Source organism: Paenibacillus sp. LjRoot56 (assembly GCF_964253335.1).
In the GTDB taxonomy this organism is placed as follows: domain Bacteria; phylum Bacillota; class Bacilli; order Paenibacillales; family NBRC-103111; genus Paenibacillus_E; species Paenibacillus_E allorhizoplanae.
Genome location: NZ_CAXURV020000003.1, coordinates 366,371 through 385,723, shown reverse-complemented (window position 1 = coordinate 385,723; position 19,353 = coordinate 366,371). Strand labels below are relative to the sequence as shown.

The window sequence follows — 19,353 nt, the reverse complement described above, 5'->3', positions numbered from 1 at the left end:
GTCGCATGAAATGAAGGTGGTACCACGGAAGCTATACCTTTCGTCCTTTTTGGGGCGAAAGGTTTTTTTGTGTTTATAACAACTAACCAGATATGGAGGTACTTTTATGACCGAAACGAAGTTACAAACGGAAATGCCTACCACGTACGACCCGAAAGAAGCGGAGCGTAAATGGTACGACTACTGGATTAAGAATGAATTTTTCAAGGCAGGTAACCGTCCTGATGCGGAAACCTATACCATTGTAATACCGCCACCGAACGTAACAGGGATGCTGCACATCGGGCATGCACTAGATTTTACACTGCAAGATATTCTTATTCGTACGAAGCGGATGCAGGGCTTTGACACGCTGTGGCTGCCTGGTTCTGACCATGCTGGTATTGCTACACAAACACGTGTAGAGCAGAAGCTGCGCGAACAAGGACAAACACGTTATGATCTCGGGCGTGAGAAATTCTTAGAGAAGGTCTGGGAGTGGAAAGAATTATACGCGGATACGATTCGTGAGCAATGGGCCAAAATGGGCTTCTCGCTTGATTATTCACGTGAACGCTTCACATTGGATGAAGGGCTTTCGCAAGCGGTTCGTGAAGTTTTCGTAAGCTTGTTTGAAAAGGGTCTCATTTATCGCGGCAACTATATTATTAACTGGGATCCAGCGGCACGCACAGCACTTTCGGATATTGAAGTAGAATACAAGGAAGTTCAAGGTGCGCTGTACCATTTGAAATATGAAACAACAGACGGATCAGGTTCAATCGTTGTCGCTACAACGCGTCCTGAGACGATGCTGGGGGACACAGCGGTAGCTGTTCATCCGAAGGATGAGCGCTATAAGCATCTCATAGGGAAGTCTTTGCTGCTACCGATTGTTAACCGTGAAATTCCGATTATTGCAGACGATTATGTTGAAAAAGAATTCGGAAGCGGCGCGGTAAAAATTACGCCTGCGCATGATCCGAACGATTTCGAAGTAGGAAAGCGTCACAATCTGCCGCAAATTCTAGTTATGGACGAAACGGGAACGATGAACGCGAATGCCGGCCCATATCAGGGGCAAGACCGTTTCGAGTGCCGTAAGCAAATCGTTGCTGATTTGAAAGAGCAAGGTGTTCTAATCAAAATCGAAGAGCACGTTCATCAAGTTGGACATAGTGAGCGCAGCGGTGCTGTAATTGAGCCTTACTTGTCTACCCAATGGTTCGTGAAAATGCAGCCGCTCGCTGATCAAGCGATTGAAGCACAAAAATCAGGCAAGGGTGTTAATTTTGTACCCGATCGCTTCGAGAAAACGTATTTGAACTGGATTGAAAATGTGCGTGACTGGTGTATTTCCCGTCAACTATGGTGGGGTCACCGAATTCCTGCTTGGCACTGTGCGGATTGTGGTCAAATCACTGTAGCTCGCGAGGATGCTACTGCTTGCTCCCATTGTCAAAGTGCGAATCTTAACCAAGATAACGATGTACTGGATACATGGTTCAGCTCGGCGCTATGGCCTTTCTCCACTTTAGGGTGGCCGAATGATTCTGAGGATATGAAGCGTTTCTATCCGACGAGTGTCCTCGTTACTGGTTACGATATCATTTACTTCTGGGTCGCTCGGATGATTTTCCAAGGACTCGAATTTACGGATCAAATTCCATTTAAAGATGTGCTCATGCATGGACTTGTTCGTGATTCAGAAGGACGCAAAATGTCCAAATCGCTCGGAAACGGCGTTGATCCGTTGGAAGTGATCGAGAAATACGGCGCGGATGCGATGCGCTATATGATTTCTACGAGCAGCACGCCGGGTCAAGATTTGCGCTTCCGTTGGGAGCGAGTTGAGCAAGCTCGTAATTTTGCCAATAAGATTTGGAACGCATCTCGATTTGCTCTGATGAATTTGGAAGGCGTAAACGCAGCAGATATTGATTTGACAGGCTCATTAGGGACAGCGGATCGGTGGATATTGCATCGTTTGAATGAAACCGTTCGTGATGTGACTCGTCTAATTGATAGCTATGAGTTCGGCGAAACCGGCCGTCTACTTTATAACTTCATCTGGGATGATCTCTGTGACTGGTACATTGAGTTCAGTAAACTGAGCTTATATGGTACGGATGCAGCGGCGAAAAAGCAGACACAATCGGTTCTAGCTTATGTATTAGATCAAACGCAACGTTTGATTCATCCGTTCATGCCATTCATTTCTGAGGAAATTTGGCAGCACTTGCCGCATGTTGGGGACACGATTACACTCGCGGCTTGGCCGACTGAGAATGTCGCTTTCGAAGCGCCGGATGCGATTCGGGAGATGGAGCTTTTGATGGAAGCGATTCGTTCCGTTCGTAATATCCGTGCTGAAGTGAATGTGCCGATGAGTAAGAAAGTTGAGCTCTTGATCAAACCAGCTAGTGCAGAGACACAGGACATTCTCAGCAAAAATGAAGAATATCTGAAACGTTTCTGTAACACGTCTCTTCTTGAAATTGACCTTACAATGACAGCACCTGACAAAGCAATGACATCGATTATCACGGGGGCAGAGCTTTACTTGCCATTAGCGGGCTTGATCGATATCACGCAAGAGCTTGCACGCTTGGACAAAGAGCTGCAATCCTTACATGGTGAAGTTGAGCGCATCGAGAAGAAACTGGGTAATGAAGGTTTTGTAGCTAAGGCGCCAGCCAAAGTCATCGAAGAAGAGAAAGCCAAGCTTGCTGATTATGCAGACAAACGGGATAAAGTTATCGCTCGATTAGCGGAGTTAAAGGCATAAGGAACGTAAATTATACGATTGCCTAGGTTCGTCTACTTGGCGATTCATATAGTAAAAGAGGATGAGAACAATGAATGAAATCAAGAACACTGCGGGTGAATTCCAATCCGCACAGGAAGCCATTGATTGGATCGTTGGACGGATGGAGAAGCTCGGCATGAAGCCGGGCCTCCAACGTATGCATCTACTTATGGAGAAGTTGGGTAACCCCGAACGTAGGCTGAAGTTCATTCATGTGGCCGGAACGAATGGAAAGGGCTCAACATGCGCTTACCTTGCTTCCGTGCTTCAAGCGTGCGGTTATGATGTGGGCACGTTTACGTCACCTTACTTGGTGAGGTATACGAACCGTATACAAGTCAATGGCGCCGATATTGAGGATGATGTACTGCTTCGTTTAGTGAATGAGATGAAGCCAATTGTGGATGAGATTGCAGTCACAGAGGTAGGCCCGCCAACCATGTTTGAAATTTCAACAGCATTGGCGATACTATACTTTGGTAAAGTGGCTTATCCCGATTATGTCGTATGGGAAACCGGACTCGGGGGAAGGCTGGATAGCACGAATATCGTGAATCCAATTGTTACCGTGATTACGAATGTCGGTCATGATCACATGGATATTCTGGGGGATACCCTAGAACTTGTTGCAGCTGAAAAAGCGGGTATTATTAAGGCAGGCGTGCCCGTCATTACAGCTGTGGAGCCTGCGGCGATTTGGAGCGTTATCGAACAAACGGCAAAGGGGAAGAAAGCGACACTATATTCACTTGGCGATCAATTTAACTTGACCGAAGTGAACAGTGAGCTAGATCATCAAAGTTTTCAGTTTAACGGACCATTTCGACCTATTCCGAATCTGTCGATTACATTGAATGGTGAACATCAATTGAAGAATGCTGCCGTAGCGGTCATGACACTTGAGGTTCTTCGTCAATATTACGCCACCATCGTGGAGGACGTAGATTTGCAGAAGGGGCTTGTGGGAACCAAATGGCCAGGTAGATTGGAAATGGTTTCACAGGAGCCGCGCATCCTTATAGACGGGGCTCATAACCCTGAGGGGGCTGCGACGCTAGCTGCAGCACTTCAGAATGTGTATACCTACAAGAAGCTTCACATGATGATTGGAATGCTAGCTACGAAGAATCATACAGGCTACTTAAGGCATATACTACCATTGGTGGATACGCTCATTATTACAGAGGCAAATTTTCATAAAAAAGGGGATGCTTACCTTCTCGCTGAAATTGCAAATGGTCTGCTTCGAGAGATGAATCTCGAGATAGATGTTGTTGTAGAACGCGATTGGAAGCAAGCTCTAACCTTATTAACAAATAGAACTGAGCAGGATGATCTGGCGGTCGTATCCGGCACGCTGTATTTAATCTCTGATGTTCGTTCTTGGATAACCTATCAAACCGATTCTGAAAAAGGATGGTGAGAACGGCGTGAGTCAAGCAGAACACGTACATTTTATAGGAATCGGCGGATACGGCATGAGTGCCATTGCCAAAGTCATGCTCGAAATGGGATACCGTATTTCGGGGTCAGATCTTGCACAACAAGAGCTTACAGATAAACTGAAAGCTAAAGGTGCTAGAGTCTTTATCGGCCATGAGGCAACGAACGTATCGGGAGCCGATTTGGTTGTATACTCGACAGCATTAGCCAAAGATAATGTGGAAATGCAAGCGGCAGAGCAAATGAACATTCCGATTATTCATCGCTCACAAATGCTGGGAAGGCTGATGAATGAACGCAAAGGGATTGCCGTAGCAGGCGCCCACGGGAAGACAACAACGTCCTCCATGATTGCTTTGGTCATGGAGATTTGCGGCACGGATCCAACGTATATTATCGGTGGAGAAATTATGAATGTAGGCAGCAATGCCAAAGCTGGCAAAGGAGAGTATGTTGTTGCGGAGGCCGATGAAAGCGATGGCACCTTCTTGCAATATCACCCAACTCTTGCGTTAGTGAACAATATCGAAGCTGACCATTTGGAGAATTACAATGGCGATTTCGAAAACTTGAAGAAAGCATACAAACAATTCTTGAGCCAAGTTAGACCTGGCGGAAAAGCGATTGTATGTCAGGATGATGAATTCCTACGTGAAATGATTCCGGAAATTCAAAGTCAAGTGATTACGTACGGGATTGAGACGAAAGCGGATTATATCGCACGTGACATCTCACTAGGTGATCGCAAGGTAACCTTTACGGTTGAGTTTAATGGTTCAACACTTGGCCAAGTCAGCCTGTCAGTGCCTGGTAAACATAACGTATACAATGCACTTGCGACACTGATTACTTGCTTGGAAGCAGGACTATCTTTCGAGAACATTGCGGAAGCAATTCAGGAGTTTCGTGGTGCAAAGCGTAGATTCCAAGTACTCGGAGAAGTTGAGAACATCTTGGTCATTGATGATTACGCGCATCACCCGACAGAAATTCAAGCAACGATTTCTGCTGCGAAAGCAACAAGAAAGCGGATCATCGCTGTGTTCCAGCCGCAACGCTATACGCGAACCTACTATTTGTTCGAGCAGTTTAGCCGCTCCTTCTTAGAAGCGGATGAAGTGATCATTACGGATATTTATTCACCGGCAGGCGAACAACGGATTGAAGGTGTTGACTCTGTTAAGCTAGTTGAGTTGATACGCAGCAACAGCAACCCGAATGTTCAGCACATTGCCACACGCGAAGAAGTACTAACGTATTTGGTAGACCATGTTCAACCTGGTGACCTCGTTCTCACAATGGGCGCAGGAGACATCTGGAAAGCAGCGGATGGGTTGGCTAAATCGCTGCGCATGAAATACGAATCACATACCTAGAGAGAAGATCGCTTGAGCCGAAGGGCTGGAGGCGGTCTTTTTTTCTTGAATAAATCATAATATGGTTCTCTCTCTCATACTCTAGTAACAGAAGATTGGGACAAGATAATACGGCATTGTACCCGTTTCGGGATATATATGATGAGGAGTGAGGGAAGAGAATGAACAAAGGTAGAATCACATATCGCTTCGACCCTAAGGCAGGGGCAGAGTCCACACGCAGAGCAGCCAGGGTGCATGAACAAGAAGAGAACGTCATTCCGCTCTATCAAGAAGAGTATAAAGTTATAGAACCGAAGATAGATCGCAGCCCGAAAGAAGTAACCCCATATGATCAAGCAGAAAGAGAGCAAGTAGAGTCATTATTTGAACCGCATGCGTTGAATACGTTCACTACTGATTTTGGTAGCTGGCATAGCCAGATTGAATCAGAAGGTGAGCGTGTAGAACGCATCATTCGGGAAACCCAAATATCTCGTGAACAGCAGAATTCTCCAATTCCAACAACGGTTATTCGACAAGAGAGGGAGCCTGAGCCTGCACCTGCGGACAATCGAGAGGAATGGTCCAATTGGACTTCCAAAGAGCCTTACCGGGATCCGGGGACTGGAACTCGGTATGCGAAGTCGACCGGTGCGCCGTGGATTCGCATAGCAACATCTGTAGCGGGGGCAGTGGTAACGGGAATCGCATTCGGTTTCTTCGTGCTTTCCATGTTCTCTTCGGATCGAGATACGAGCACGAGTATAGTGACATCGAATCCTACCAAAATTACGGTGCCATCACCTAATACGCAATCCGCTGCCTCCACGACCAAAACACAAACGGGTACAGGGGATGTAGCTCTCCCAGCTACAACAGCAGCTGTTACTGCTGTGCAGATTCCCGCTAAATCATATACATTTTTGCAAAATGGAGTGTTCAGTTCGCTTCAAGGCGCTCAGGCAGTTCAGGATTCACTCAATAAAAAGGGTCTTGCTTCCGCGATGGATAATTCCGATAAGCTTACTGTGTTTGTAGGCTTTGCAAAGACGAGAGACGATGCCATTGCCTTGAGACAAGGTGTGGAGGCTACGGATAAAACGATTGAGGTTTTTATGAAAAATGTGGATTTCCCAGCGGTAACGGGCATTCGTTGGTCTGGCTCAAAGGCCGAATCCCTGCCCAATTATATTGCTGAGGGCGACAAGCTTGTGACCACAATGAGTGGATTGACGCTTGTCCATTTGGCTGAGACGAAGCCGACAGCACTTACGGATGTCTCTTTACAGTCGATTCGTACTTCGCATCAGGCACTAATCACGCTCGGTACGGGACTGACTAACGGGGCGGGTGATGATGTTAAGCCGTTGCTGACGAAGATGACAAGTGCGATCAATAGTGCCGTTCAATCGATGGAAGAATACAAGAAAACACCATCTCAGGCCTTGATGTGGCAAGCGCAGTCAGCCTTGATGCAGTACATTATTGCTCAGAAAAATCTTCTTAAGACGATTAGCGTAGCATAAGGAAAAAGCCGTGTACCCTGAACTCTACGGAGCCCGGGATACACGGCTTTCTTGTTACTTCGTGATGTAACGATCGAGCAGGGCGGCAATCTCAGCCCTTGTCATCGTTTGATCAGGCTTAAAGGAAGTGTCCGTTATGCCATTAATGATACCTTTATCCTTCAAAGTTAGGATGGCTGAAGCGCTCCACATGGACTTCGGTACATCATCGAATGCGGCTGTATACGTGGGTTGTGCAGTTGGTGATGTCATTTGTAGAAGCTGATTGAATAAATAAGCAACTTCCCCGCGCGTAATCGCCTGATTAGGTCGAATCGTCCCATCAGCATACCCTTGTAGTAAGTTTAATTTGGCCGCTTTGGCAAAAACGCCGCTTGCCCAATGGGAAGCAGATAAATCCGAATAGCTTTTCGAGGTACCAGTCCCACAGCCATACACACTGGAAGTTACACTTCCGGTCGTGCTGCAGACAGCCGGCAGCTGGCTGAAGGTAAATACGCGATCCATCAGTATAAGGAACTCTGCTCTCGTAAGCGCACGGTCTGGTTCGTAATTGTTGCCGACGCCTTCGACAATACCTTTATTCTTCATGCGAAGTACAGATGATCTGGACCAATGTACAAGCACGTCAGTAAAAAGAGGTGGTTCATAGCTGCTAATCCCATTGGCGATGCCGATGGCCATCTTTGAGCGCATAGCGCTACTAGCAAGCAAGGCAGCATCACTAGCATTCGTGAGAAAAGCTGTTTCTACTAGAATACTCGGAATGGTTCCCATTCGGGCCACGTAGACAGCGCTTGGTGTCAGCCCTAAGTCTTTGGTACCGGATTGCGCGAGTAATGCATCCTGCACACGCTGTGCCAAATCTTTACTGTAAGGCGTTAATTGCGTCATCGCACTGCTTGCTGGGTAATCTTCTTGTGGGGATGCATTGTCATAGTAGAGTACCATGGTTCCATTAGCTTTACTGCTCGAATGTGCGTTGGCATGAATGGATACGAATAAGTCAGCCTGCTGTTCATTCGTGAAGGCAACCCTTTCAGCGAGTGATAAGAAAGTGTCGTTGGTGCGTGTCATGACCACCTCGTAACCGCGTTCAAGAAGGGCTTGTCGAACCTTTAACGTGATGTCCAGATTGACATCTGTTTCACGGAGCCCACCAACACCAATTGCGCCAGGGTCACTTCCCCCATGCCCGGGATCGAGCACAACCTTGTAAGCGAATGCCTGGTAAGGGAATGAAATTGTAAGGAATAAAGTGAACAGAATAAGTCGTTTAAGTAGAGTCATAGTTGAAATTACCTCCGGTGACTATCTTACCACATTAGAATCTATCAATTTATGGTTTCCATAAACTGCTTTCTAATTGGCGATAAAACTTACCTCTAAACGCGGTCGCTCATCTTCGAATGACATCGATAGAAGTTTTCTCACTAGGATTGATCTAGGCTGTAAGCAGGTAAGAATCACCATCGGTTTATTTAACTGCCAGCCGCTTATTTTGCATGGAAAAAAGAGGGGATTCCCCGTATAATAGTGCTTGTACATACTTGGAGAGGATGACAGGAATGAAAAAAAGCACATTTACACTGATCATTTTTTTAATCGTCGGGTTAATTACTGGGATTATTATCGGCCAGCTGCTGGCGCCCGTTCCTGCTCTCGCATTTTTAACCAAATCAGTTCAAATTTCTTGGGAACCTAAAGCGGATTTACAAGTTGTGAAATATGAATTCCACCTTTTGGTAAAGCTAAACCTATGCAGTATTATTGGACTAGTAGGAGCTTATCTCCTATATCGGAAACTCTAGTGAGTTTTTGAACGTTAAAGCAGAGGGATTATTATTTTAGGAGTTGTTGAGCATGCAAACCAAAGAACATCAAAGACTAATTCTTGCTTCATCGTCGCCGCGGAGGCAGGAGCTAATCCAATCTTTCGGACTACCCTATATTATTCGTGTGAGTGACGCGGATGAGACCGTCGAACAAAAAATAACACCATCTGAGCTCGTTGAGTTACTTTCTTTACGCAAGGCTTCAACAGTCAGAGAAATGCTAGAGGTTCAAGAGCAACATGGTATTATCATTGGATCTGATACAGTTGTTGTGTATAACGAGGAAATTCTAGGTAAACCAGTCGATGAGCAAGATGCTTTCCGCATGCTCAAGGGTCTGCAAGGGAATGTGCATCAGGTTTACAGTGGTGTTGCCTGTGTGGATGCAGCAACAGGTCAACAAGTAGTCTCGCATAGCGTGACGCACGTACGGATGAAGCCGATGACAGATGAACAAATTTTGCGCTATATTGCTACTGGGGAGCCCAAAGATAAAGCCGGGTCTTACGCAATTCAAGGTATAGGCGCAACGATTATCAGCGGGATCGAGGGGGATTATTTCACCGTTGTGGGACTTCCACTTTCCTTGTTGAGTGACTTGCTGCTGACGTTCGATATTCAAGTTCTGTAGTGCCATTTCCAACTCTATCCATTCTAGTCCAAAATAGGGTAATAAGATTGACTGAGCAATCTGTAACGGTTACAATGACAGTAAGCGACATGACTTCGCATTCTTCTGGGAGGTATCTGCCATGAACAGCGAATTTACAATTGCCGTCCACAGCCTTGTTCTGTTAGCTCACTTACCTGATCATATGGCAACTAGTGAAGAAATTGCTGCTAATGTATCAACGCATTCTGCCCGTATTCGTAAAGTTATGGGCTTTCTTCGAAAAGCAGGGTACGTGTCAACGAAGGAAGGTATCGGTGGCGGTTTTATACTGAGTTGCAAGCCTGAGGAAGTCACACTCGGGGAGATTTACAGATTGACATGTCAAGGTACTTTGAAGCCGAGCTGGTGCTCTGGTGATGAGTCCAAGCCTTGTATGATATCATCCAAAATGGATAGATTGATGGGTAAAGTTTTCAACGATGCTGAGAAGCAAATGGAAAATTACTTTGAAGGTCATACAATTGGCAGTATGTTAGAACAAATAAGGGCATTTGAATGTCCGAAATCGAATACAGAATCTCTATCCTAGAAGCCCTCGGATCTCACAATCCGGGGGTTTTATGTTGTTTTTAGGGCTTGTACCCGCATGCATGGGATAGCAATAAGTAACATATCCTACATTACGGAAGAGGGGAAAACATGGAAAGCTCAAGCTTGATGCTGCGAGAAGTTCCGATCGAAGAAAGACCGCGGGAGCGAATGCTTCAACTGGGGGCAGGCGCGTTAAGTCATGCCGAACTGCTTGCTATATTATTACGGACAGGAACGGTAGCGGAATCAGCCATTCATTTGGCAAGCCGGATTCTAAGTGAAAGCGGGGGGCTGCGCAGTCTTGTAGATATGAGCAAGGATCAATTAACGCAGATCAAGGGGATTGGTGATGCCAAGGCTCTTCAAATTCTTGCGGGTATTGAGCTAGGACGCAGGCTAGCCAAAAGCTCATTTGAGGAGCGGATAACGATTCGTTCGCCCAAAGATATCGCCAATTTAATGAGCGAGGATCTTCGCTATTTACAGAAAGAGCACTTTGTTTGCTTGTTCCTTAATACTAAAAATCATGTCATTGCGCAAGAGACTTTATCTATGGGCAGCTTGAACGCCTCGATTGTCCATCCTAGGGAAGTTTTTCGTGCAGCGATTAAACGAAGCAGTGCCTCGATCATTTGTGTACATAACCATCCTAGTGGAGATCCTACCCCAAGTCCGGAAGATATTAGTCTGACAGGTCGATTAGTAGAAGCTGGAGCAATAATTGGTATTGAAGTGTTGGATCATGTTATCATTGGAGATCAGAGATTTATAAGTTTGAAGGAACAAGGCTTTATGTAATATAATAGAACACGCTAGAGGAAAGGAGCCGTTTGTATGTTTGGTGGTTTTACGAAAGATCTAGGGATTGATTTGGGTACCGCGAATACATTGGTTTATGTGAAAGGCAGAGGAATTATCGTTAGGGAGCCTTCGGTGGTCGCCCTTCGTACAGATACAAAAACAATTGAAGCAGTCGGTGAATCAGCCAAAAAGATGATTGGTCGTACACCTGGGAATATCCGTGCAGTACGTCCGATGAAGGATGGTGTTATTGCCGATTTCGACACGACCGCAACGATGATTCGATATTTTATTCGACAAGCTCAGAAGCAACGTTGGTTGTTTCCGCGTCATCCGAATGTCATGGTGTGTGTGCCATCGGGGATTACCGCTGTAGAAAAGCGTGCTGTTGAAGATGCTACGAAGCAAGCGGGAGCAAGAGAAGCTTACACGATCGAGGAGCCTTTCGCTGCTGCGATTGGAGCGGATCTTCCAGTATGGGAGCCGACAGGGAGTATGGTTGTTGATATTGGCGGAGGTACGACAGAAGTTGCTGTTATCTCACTTGGCGGTATTGTAACCAGTCGATCGATTCGTATCGCTGGTGATGAAATGGATGAGGCCATTATTCAATATATTAAACGTACCTACAACCTCATGATTGGGGAACGTACCGCGGAAACACTGAAGATTGAAATTGGCTCAGCGCTTAACACAGATAAAGCCGATTCGTTGGAAATTCGTGGTCGTGATCTTGTAAGCGGGTTACCTAAAACAATTAGTGTAACGTCCGTAGAAATTACGGAATCGTTGTCTGACACGGTAAGTGCTATTGTGGAGGCTGTAAAGGTCACGCTTGAGAAATGTCCACCAGAGCTGTCGGCGGATATTATGGATCGCGGTATTGTATTGACTGGCGGAGGCGGATTGCTTCGTAATTTGGACCGACTCCTGGCAAGAGAAACGGGTATGCCCGTTATGGTTGCCGAAAATCCGCTCGATTGCGTTGCGATTGGAACGGGACGTGCATTAGAGAATATTCACTTATTCAAAAACAAATCAGGATCTGGTTCAAGGTATAAGGGTTAATTTTCGTTAGAAGGTGCTAATTTGTTTAAATTCATGGGAAATAAACGACTTATTTTTCTTATGTCCGGTTTAGTCTGTTTCTTTATTTTAATGGGACTAACACTTGGGAATCGAGGGCCGATGACATGGCCTGAGAAATTCGTCAAAGACTCGATATCATGGACGCAAGGACTCTTGTACAAGCCCGCTGCGCAGGTAGCGGGTTTCTTCGAAGACATCAGACAACTGCGTGTCATATATGAAGAAAACAAGACGTTGAAGCTGACGCTCACACAATACGCTCGAGATACGCAAAGGTTGAATGAACTTGAATCGCAGAACAAACGACTCATGGAATCACTTGGTTTCACAGAACGTCAGCGTGAAGCTAACAATTATACGTACAGAATCGCTGAGGTCGTCACGATTGATCCCGACCCCTACAACAGCACCGTAACGATTAATTTGGGTGATAAAGATGGGATTAAGGAAAATATGGCGGTTATGTCTGTCGATGGCTTAGTGGGAAGAGTGAGTAAAGTATTTGGGTTTCACTCCAACGTGCAGCTCTTGTCGGAGACCAATGATACCGACAACAACTCCAAAGCCATTGCTGTCACAGTCAAAGGGAATGAGTCACAGCCATTCGGGATGATTGAATCTTATGATCCCAAGCTTGGGGAGCTAGTGATGAATAAGGTTGAACATGCTGACGATATGAAAATCGGCGATACGATTATTACATCAGGCTTAGGGCAGGTATTTCCAAAGGGGATTGAAGTTGGGACGATCTCTTCCATTGGACCTGGGGAATTCGGCATTACCTATAAGGTAATGGTGAAGCCCAAAGCATCCTTTAACCGAATCCGTGAAGTGTTCGTCGTTGAAGTTCCGGAAGTGAAATGAGGTGAGCCAACAAATGAATAGACATGTGTTATGGCTCATCCTGTTCGGTCTGTTTATCCTTCAAGGCAGTTTAGTCGTATGGTTACTGCCAGCCTCTTGGCAATCGATCGTCTATGTAACACCTCACTTACCTTTGGTATTCATTATGTTTATTGGACTATTTCATCATCGTCATGCGGCTCTGCTTTACGGGCTTCTGTTCGGATTATTACACGATTTCACTTACTATGGAGCGATGTTGGGCGTTTACTCTTTCAGCATGGGACTCGTAGGCTATTTGGCAGGTCTTGCGCAGCGCAAGCAGCCCAATCTAATTTTTTACAACTTGCTTATTACAAGCTTAGGATTATTAATATTTGAGTTTCTCAACTATGGGATCAACCGCTTATTCAAAGTGATTGCCATTGATTTGAATTTTGCTCTCACCCATTACATGCTCCCAAGTGTTCTATTCAATTTACTTGTGGCCTTGATTTGCTACGTCCCCATCCGCAAACTGCTTGAAGGCAAACGACTTGCAGCTTCAGCGAAGGAAGATTAATTTTCCAGGCGATAAGCAGGAGAATTTAGAACAAGGGCCGAAATGTATAGGTTGGGAGGTCGTCATGCCATTATGTCTGTAGCGAAGCACCATGTTATGATTAAAGGGGTCAAAGATGGCCTAGTTTTTTTACTAAATGACGCATGCGATTGGCAAGAGCTGTTGCAAGAGCTGCAACATAAGCTTGAGAAAACGCATCAACAAATATTAACGGGTCCGATTATTCATGTGAATGTCAAATTGGGCAACCGTGTGGCCACCGATGAGCAGAAAGAAGAGATTCGAGCTGTGATTAAGCAGAAGGGGAATCTCTTGATTCAATCCATCGAGAGTGAACCGCCTAAGGTGGAGGCTCCACCGGAGCCCAAGGTATCCATGACAACGCTAAGAGGAATGATTCGTTCAGGACAAACCCTTCACAACGAAGGCGATTTACTTTATTTAGGTGATGTTAACCCAGGCGGAATCATTACCTCCACAGGGAACATTTACATAATGGGTTCACTTCGCGGTATGGCTCACGCAGGGTCAGATGGAGACGAAAAAGCAATCATTGCTGCGTCTCATATGCGGCCTACTCAATTACGAATTGCCGGGGTCATCAGTCGTTCTCCAGATGAGTGGGGGATCGAGGAGGCTTTCATGGAATTTGCTTATGTCAAAGAAGGCAAAATGGAAATCGATAAGCTACATCAGCTTCATCGGATTTGGCCGGAAGCTCCAATTTAATAAATATTTTTAACATATAAACTGTGTCTGGGGTGAGGAATATGGGAGAGGCTATCGTTGTCACCTCAGGTAAAGGTGGCGTTGGTAAAACGACGACTTCCGCTAATCTGGGGACTGCACTTGCACTTCTGGGGAAGAAAGTATGCATGGTTGATACGGATATTGGTTTACGTAATCTGGATGTTGTGATGGGATTGGAAAATCGGATTATCTATGATCTTGTGGACGTTGCGGAAGGGCGTTGCCGATTGCCGCAAGCACTAATTAAGGATAAACGATTTGATGAGCTGTATTTATTACCAGCTGCTCAAACGAAGGACAAGCACGCCGTAACTCCGGAACAGGTGCGGACGATTATTTTGGAACTCAAAAATGATTTCGAATATGTCATTATCGACTGTCCAGCGGGGATTGAGCAGGGCTTCAAGAACGCGGTTGCAGGCGCAGATAAAGCGATTGTTGTGACGACTCCGGAAAATGCCGCTGTGCGTGATGCGGATCGGATTATTGGCCTTTTGGAAAATGAGAAAATATCTTCACCGAAGCTTGTCATTAACCGTATTCGCCCTCAAATGGTGAAAAAAGGTGAAATGCTGGATATCGATGAAATTTGCTCTGTACTTGCAATAGATTTGTTAGGAATTGTACCGGATGATGAGCACGTAATTAAGGCGGCTAATCTAGGAGAACCAACGGTGATGAACCCATCATCACGCGCAGCCATTGCATATCGGAATATTGCTAGGCGTATTGTTGGCGATACCGTGCCACTTATGCAGCTAGAGGACAAAACCGGTTGGGTAAAACGAATGAAAAAGTTTATTGGAATAGGATGATTGTTCTGTGTTTGCCAAACTGAAAAACATTGATATTCCAATTGTTGTCATTCTGTTTGCCTTCATGGTGATAAGTACAATGATGGTCTACAGCTCATCTGTCGATCACCCGACCATTAACATCAGCATTTCGAAAATTCTGATTTTATATGCGGTAGGACTCGTCGCATTTCTAGCATGTAGTTTATTCGATTATCGTGTACTTATACGAATTGCTCCATATTTGTATGGGATTGGAATTGTCTCATTGATTGCCGTCTATTTTTTTGGTAAAAAAATTCACGGTGCCCGCGGCTGGTTTGAACTTCCTGGAGGATTGACATTTCAACCAGCAGAGCTCGTCAAATTAATCTTGATTATTTGCATTACAGCTCTCCTTGCCAGACGCGGCGGGGACTTGCTTCAGGTGAAGAATGATATTATTCCTGTAGGGGTAGCTGTGTTTCTCCCATTTGCGCTTGTTCTCATACAGCCGGATCTAGGGAATGCGATTATTTTTGTTATTATTTTGATAGGGATGCTATGGATTGGGAATATCAAATACTCACAAGTGTTAATAAGTATCCTTCTCGTGGTCGGAGTAGGCTTCCTGACACTGACGTTATATAAACATTTTCATGATAGTTTGTTTGAAATGCTTAAGGGATACGGCTTCAGTCACTGGATGGATCGGATAGATACGTTCCTTTATCCGCAGGATGTGTCGGATGATGATAATTATCAGGTACGCAACGCGGTAAGGGCGATTGGTTCTGGTGGTTTGGAAGGTGAGGGTTTCTTGAAGGGGACCTCTGTGCACAGTAATTTCATTCCTTTCGCCTATTCCGATTCGATCTTCGTTGTTGTAGGGGAAGAGTTTGGATTCCGTGGTTCTGCCGTACTTTTGCTTATTTATTTCTTACTTATCTATCGTATGATTCTGATCTCTATTCAAAGTTCTCAGCTTGCTGGCGCATATATCGTTGTTGGTGTTGTATCTATGTTCGTATTCCAAATTTTTGAGAACGTTGGAATGATGATTGGCATTATGCCATTAACCGGTATTACACTCCCTTTCGTCAGTTATGGAGGGACCTCACTTCTCATCAATATGCTTTCACTAGGCCTTGTCATGAGTGTGAAGCTGCATCAAGAGCGTGCACCTGAATTGTTTTAATGGCTAAATCTATGTTAAGTCCGTGACCTTATCGAGGCCGCGGGCTTTTTCTATTTCTGCAAGCAGAACGAAGGCTGGACTTTTCACATAATCTTGTCCATCTGCTCATAGGCTGTACTAATGAAAGTCTATGAGGAGGGGATTCTATGGTTATAAAAGATAAAGTAAAGCAACGCCGGCTAGAGCGACTTCGCCATTTGCGAGAATCGTCAGAAGCAACACTTGGGAATGGAAGCTCACACAGATCCTCTCCGTCGGTTGATTTCCTAATGCCAACACGACAAAAAGAGGAAATGCCGTTATATGTTGATCCTGACTGGAGAAGACGCATGGAGGACCCTGAATTTGCCTGGAGACAGAAGCTTATGATGGATACGGCGAATGATGATGCAGAAAGAGGAATTCTTACTCCGCCATCTGCGCGGAGAATTGCCTTGAAGCTGCTCATCAGTGGTGCCCTATTTGCATCTGTTTACGGAATGTTTCACATAGACAAGCCATGGGCTAATCAAGGAAAGCTATATATAACAGCAGCACTAACGCAGTCCTATGACTTTACGGCTTTGTCCGCTTGGTATGCTGATAAGTTCGGAGGGGCTCCTTCCTTTATTCCAAGCTTTAACCGAGCAGGCAATGAAGCTGTGATTGTAAGTACCTCGAAGCGTACGCTCTTCGCACCAGCCAAAGGAAGCGTGTTAAGCAGCTACGATGGAACAATCCATAAGGGAGTCAAATTGAACACGGCTGAGTTTGCCCCGGTGTATGCGATGGACACAGGGCAGGTTATTTTCGCAGGTAAAACTACGGATACGGGATTAACGATTATGATTCGACATCCTGGAGGATTGGAATCTTTATACGGTGGACTAAGTGAGGTTACTGTAGCTGTTGGCGATTGGATGAAGGTAGGGGAGCCCATAGGTAAAGCTTCTGCCAAAGATCCAACAAAGGGGAATTTGTATTTCTCAGTCATGAAAGAAGGCGTAACGATCAATCCGGTGGATGTGATCACCTTTGATTAAATGGGCAGGGACGAAATATCGATTTCATCCATTATTCACTTTAATTATGATTGGCTGTGCGATAACGGGGTATTTCTTGGAGGCAATCACGTTATTCGGCATCGTACTCATCCATGAACTAGGGCATTTAACCGCGGCGAAAGGGTTCGGTTGGAGGGTCCAAGAAGTGCAGCTACTTCCCTTTGGTGGTGTCTTAATTGTTGATGAGCTAGGGAGTACGTCTACTCGTGAGGAGTTGATCGTTGCCATAGCGGGACCACTTCAACACGTATGGATGATACTACTGGCGTTGATATTGAAGTCACTGGATATTGGAAGTGGTAACTGGTGGGATTACTTCATTGAAGCAAATCTCATGATCGGATTATTCAATCTGATACCAGTGATGCCGCTCGATGGCGGGAAAATCATGCAAGGCTTGTTAGGCTATATCATGTCGTTTCATAATACGATTGTTTATTCGGTTTGGATCAGTATGATCATAAGCTCCTCAATCATTGTTATGGCGATTATTCAGCTCGTACAAGGGCAACTGCCAATTAATATTCTAGTGATAGGACTATTTCTACTTGTATCCAATTGGTATGCTTACCGACAGATTCCCTATCATTTTCTACGTTTCCTAATGGGGCGCGGGTTGCGAGTAGGGCAGTTGCTGGGCCGAGGTACTAGAGCGCAGCCGATTGTAATTACGAAGCAGCTAACGATGGCGGAGACATTGAAGCTTTTTATGCGCGAACGATACCACTTAATTTATGTCGTGAATGAAGCAGGGCGCATCCAAGCTGTGCTGCCCGAACAGCAAATCGTCGGCGGTTATTTAGATGGGAAAAAACCGGGGAGTGCAGTTTCCGATCTTTTCATGTAAAATAACTGGTGAGGTGAACATGTATGAAGCAACTGATAATTCACTGCGCACCAGAGCTTACACAAGCGGCATTGCTAGAGGATGGACGTCTTGTGGAGTATGATACGCAGTATCCGCTTGAATCTCAACGGGCAGGCAGCATCTACATGGGCCGCATCGTTAACGTACTTCCCGGCATGCAAGCGGCATTCGTCGATATTGGACTTGCGAAGAATGCCTTTCTTTATATAGACGATCTCCTCCCCGTTCATGTGGACAAGCAACCTAAGATTAAGCCTTCCATTACGGATATTGCTGAAGTGGGGCAAATGCTAATGGTTCAAGTGAGCAAGGATCCACAGGGGACCAAAGGGGCAAGAGTGACTACGCACGTTTCCATTCCGGGCCGTTGGATTGTTTATATGCCAGATGCGGATTATATTGCCATATCTCGTAAAATTGACCTAGAGGCTGAGCGACAGCGACTAAAGCAGCTAGCAGAGGGTAATCTTATGCCTGGTGAAGGCGTGATTATTCGAACAGGTGCAATAGGTCAAAGTGAAGAAGCTATTCGAGACGATTTGCAAAATTTACGCGATGTGTGGAGTACAATTCTAGCGAAGCGAGAAGAAACACATGTTCCCGCACAGCTTTATCAAGATCTGGATTTATTGCCCAAACTAGCGCGAGATGTGATATCGGATGAAGTTCAAGAAGTGTGGATGAGCAATAATAAGGTTTTTGAGGAAATGAGAATCTTATTACGCAAGCAGCAACCGGGTTGGCGTGGCCGCATCGCTTTCTACGACCGTAGAACACCTATGTTCGATCATTTCGGCGTCACGGAAGAGCTGAACCAGAGCTTTCGTCGTAAAATCTGGCTCCCTAGCGGAGGGTATTTAATCATCGATCAAACTGAGGCGCTGACAGTAATTGATGTCAATACGGGACGATATACGGGTTCTATTGATTTAGAGCAAACGGTTACAGATATTAATCGGGAAGCAGCTATCGAGATCCCTAGGCTTTTGCGGCTTCGAAATCTGAGGGGCATTATTATTGTCGATTTTATTGACATGCATGCAGAAGACAATCGTGCGAAGGTCATGGCGAATATGGCGGAAGCTGTACGCAAGGATCGTTCTAAGACGACAATTGTAGGTTGGACCAAGTTAGGATTGTTGGAAATGACTCGGAAACGCAAATAAAAGGTTTGCATATGAAAATATAACTGTGATATAATACTCGGAGTGTGTTGTTTAGGCATGCTGTAACCGCACGAAACAGGTCGAAGTACGCGAATGGAATTAATTC

At 45.4% G+C, this 19,353-nt stretch carries 18 protein-coding genes and 1 other annotated feature (1 of these 19 running past the window's edge); of the genes, 17 read left to right on the top strand and 1 reads right to left on the bottom strand.

Annotation, left to right across the window (positions count from 1 at the left end):
• Nucleotides 1–51, top strand: a binding site (T-box leader); it begins 209 nt to the left of the window's first position.
• 55 nt (nucleotides 52–106) lie between these two features.
• The 4 genes from ACSQ8O_RS20720 (at nucleotide 107) to ACSQ8O_RS20705 (ending at nucleotide 7,115) form a co-directional block, all read left to right on the top strand.
• Complete coding sequence (locus ACSQ8O_RS20720; protein ID WP_436243192.1) at nucleotides 107–2,767, top strand: valine--tRNA ligase; 2,661 nt, start codon at nucleotides 107–109, stop codon at nucleotides 2,765–2,767.
• 70 nt (nucleotides 2,768–2,837) lie between these two features.
• Complete coding sequence (locus ACSQ8O_RS20715; RefSeq protein ID WP_436243191.1) at nucleotides 2,838–4,211, top strand: bifunctional folylpolyglutamate synthase/dihydrofolate synthase; 1,374 nt, start codon at nucleotides 2,838–2,840, stop codon at nucleotides 4,209–4,211.
• Between the two features lie 7 nt (nucleotides 4,212–4,218).
• Complete coding sequence (murC, locus tag ACSQ8O_RS20710) at nucleotides 4,219–5,607, top strand: UDP-N-acetylmuramate--L-alanine ligase (protein WP_436243190.1); 1,389 nt, start codon at nucleotides 4,219–4,221, stop codon at nucleotides 5,605–5,607.
• Nucleotides 5,608–5,768: 161 nt separating this feature from the next.
• Complete coding sequence (locus ACSQ8O_RS20705) at nucleotides 5,769–7,115, top strand: hypothetical protein (protein WP_436243189.1); 1,347 nt, start codon at nucleotides 5,769–5,771, stop codon at nucleotides 7,113–7,115.
• A gap of 54 nt (nucleotides 7,116–7,169) precedes the next feature.
• Here ACSQ8O_RS20705 and ACSQ8O_RS20700 read toward each other — a convergent pair whose 3' ends face one another.
• On the bottom strand, nucleotides 7,170–8,405 hold the full coding sequence (locus ACSQ8O_RS20700) for an N-acetylmuramoyl-L-alanine amidase (protein WP_436243188.1): 1,236 nt from the start codon (nucleotides 8,403–8,405) through the stop codon (nucleotides 7,170–7,172).
• Nucleotides 8,406–8,683: 278 nt separating this feature from the next.
• Between ACSQ8O_RS20700 and ACSQ8O_RS20695 the strand changes: the two genes are divergently transcribed.
• From ACSQ8O_RS20695 to ACSQ8O_RS20635, 13 genes are all read left to right on the top strand, one after another.
• Nucleotides 8,684–8,926, top strand: coding sequence for a DUF4321 domain-containing protein (locus tag ACSQ8O_RS20695; protein WP_056610348.1), 243 nt, complete (start codon nucleotides 8,684–8,686; stop codon nucleotides 8,924–8,926).
• Between the two features lie 52 nt (nucleotides 8,927–8,978).
• Nucleotides 8,979–9,581 (top strand): Maf family protein, encoded by a 603-nt coding sequence (locus tag ACSQ8O_RS20690; RefSeq protein WP_056610350.1) that lies wholly within the window; start codon nucleotides 8,979–8,981, stop codon nucleotides 9,579–9,581.
• A 121-nt stretch (nucleotides 9,582–9,702) separates the two neighbouring features.
• A complete protein-coding gene (locus ACSQ8O_RS20685; RefSeq protein ID WP_056610353.1) occupies nucleotides 9,703–10,152 on the top strand; it encodes an RrF2 family transcriptional regulator in 450 nt (149 codons plus the stop codon).
• Nucleotides 10,153–10,262: 110 nt separating this feature from the next.
• The gene (radC, locus tag ACSQ8O_RS20680; RefSeq protein ID WP_436243187.1) at nucleotides 10,263–10,952 is read left to right on the top strand and encodes a RadC family protein; all 690 of its coding nucleotides are present in this window, start codon (nucleotides 10,263–10,265) and stop codon (nucleotides 10,950–10,952) included.
• Nucleotides 10,953–10,988: 36 nt separating this feature from the next.
• On the top strand, nucleotides 10,989–12,023 hold the full coding sequence (locus tag ACSQ8O_RS20675; RefSeq protein ID WP_436243186.1) for a rod shape-determining protein: 1,035 nt from the start codon (nucleotides 10,989–10,991) through the stop codon (nucleotides 12,021–12,023).
• A 33-nt stretch (nucleotides 12,024–12,056) separates the two neighbouring features.
• Nucleotides 12,057–12,908, top strand: a complete 852-nt coding sequence (mreC, locus tag ACSQ8O_RS20670) for a rod shape-determining protein MreC (RefSeq protein ID WP_082595265.1) — start codon at nucleotides 12,057–12,059, stop codon at nucleotides 12,906–12,908.
• Between the two features lie 13 nt (nucleotides 12,909–12,921).
• Nucleotides 12,922–13,449 (top strand): rod shape-determining protein MreD, encoded by a 528-nt coding sequence (gene mreD / locus ACSQ8O_RS20665; protein WP_436243185.1) that lies wholly within the window; start codon nucleotides 12,922–12,924, stop codon nucleotides 13,447–13,449.
• Nucleotides 13,450–13,521: 72 nt separating this feature from the next.
• A complete protein-coding gene (minC, locus tag ACSQ8O_RS20660) occupies nucleotides 13,522–14,178 on the top strand; it encodes a septum site-determining protein MinC (RefSeq protein ID WP_436243184.1) in 657 nt (218 codons plus the stop codon).
• 41 nt (nucleotides 14,179–14,219) lie between these two features.
• Nucleotides 14,220–15,014, top strand: coding sequence for a septum site-determining protein MinD (gene minD / locus ACSQ8O_RS20655; RefSeq protein ID WP_056610363.1), 795 nt, complete (start codon nucleotides 14,220–14,222; stop codon nucleotides 15,012–15,014).
• Between the two features lie 7 nt (nucleotides 15,015–15,021).
• A complete protein-coding gene (locus tag ACSQ8O_RS20650; RefSeq protein WP_436243183.1) occupies nucleotides 15,022–16,170 on the top strand; it encodes an FtsW/RodA/SpoVE family cell cycle protein in 1,149 nt (382 codons plus the stop codon).
• Between the two features lie 146 nt (nucleotides 16,171–16,316).
• Nucleotides 16,317–17,192 (top strand): peptidoglycan DD-metalloendopeptidase family protein, encoded by an 876-nt coding sequence (locus tag ACSQ8O_RS20645; RefSeq protein ID WP_436243182.1) that lies wholly within the window; start codon nucleotides 16,317–16,319, stop codon nucleotides 17,190–17,192.
• Nucleotides 17,185–18,060, top strand: coding sequence for a site-2 protease family protein (locus ACSQ8O_RS20640; protein WP_436243181.1), 876 nt, complete (start codon nucleotides 17,185–17,187; stop codon nucleotides 18,058–18,060). Before ACSQ8O_RS20645 ends, ACSQ8O_RS20640 begins: the two co-directional genes overlap by 8 nt.
• 23 nt (nucleotides 18,061–18,083) lie before the next feature.
• Complete coding sequence (locus ACSQ8O_RS20635; protein WP_436243180.1) at nucleotides 18,084–19,247, top strand: Rne/Rng family ribonuclease; 1,164 nt, start codon at nucleotides 18,084–18,086, stop codon at nucleotides 19,245–19,247.
• Nucleotides 19,248–19,353: the final 106 nt, after the last annotated feature.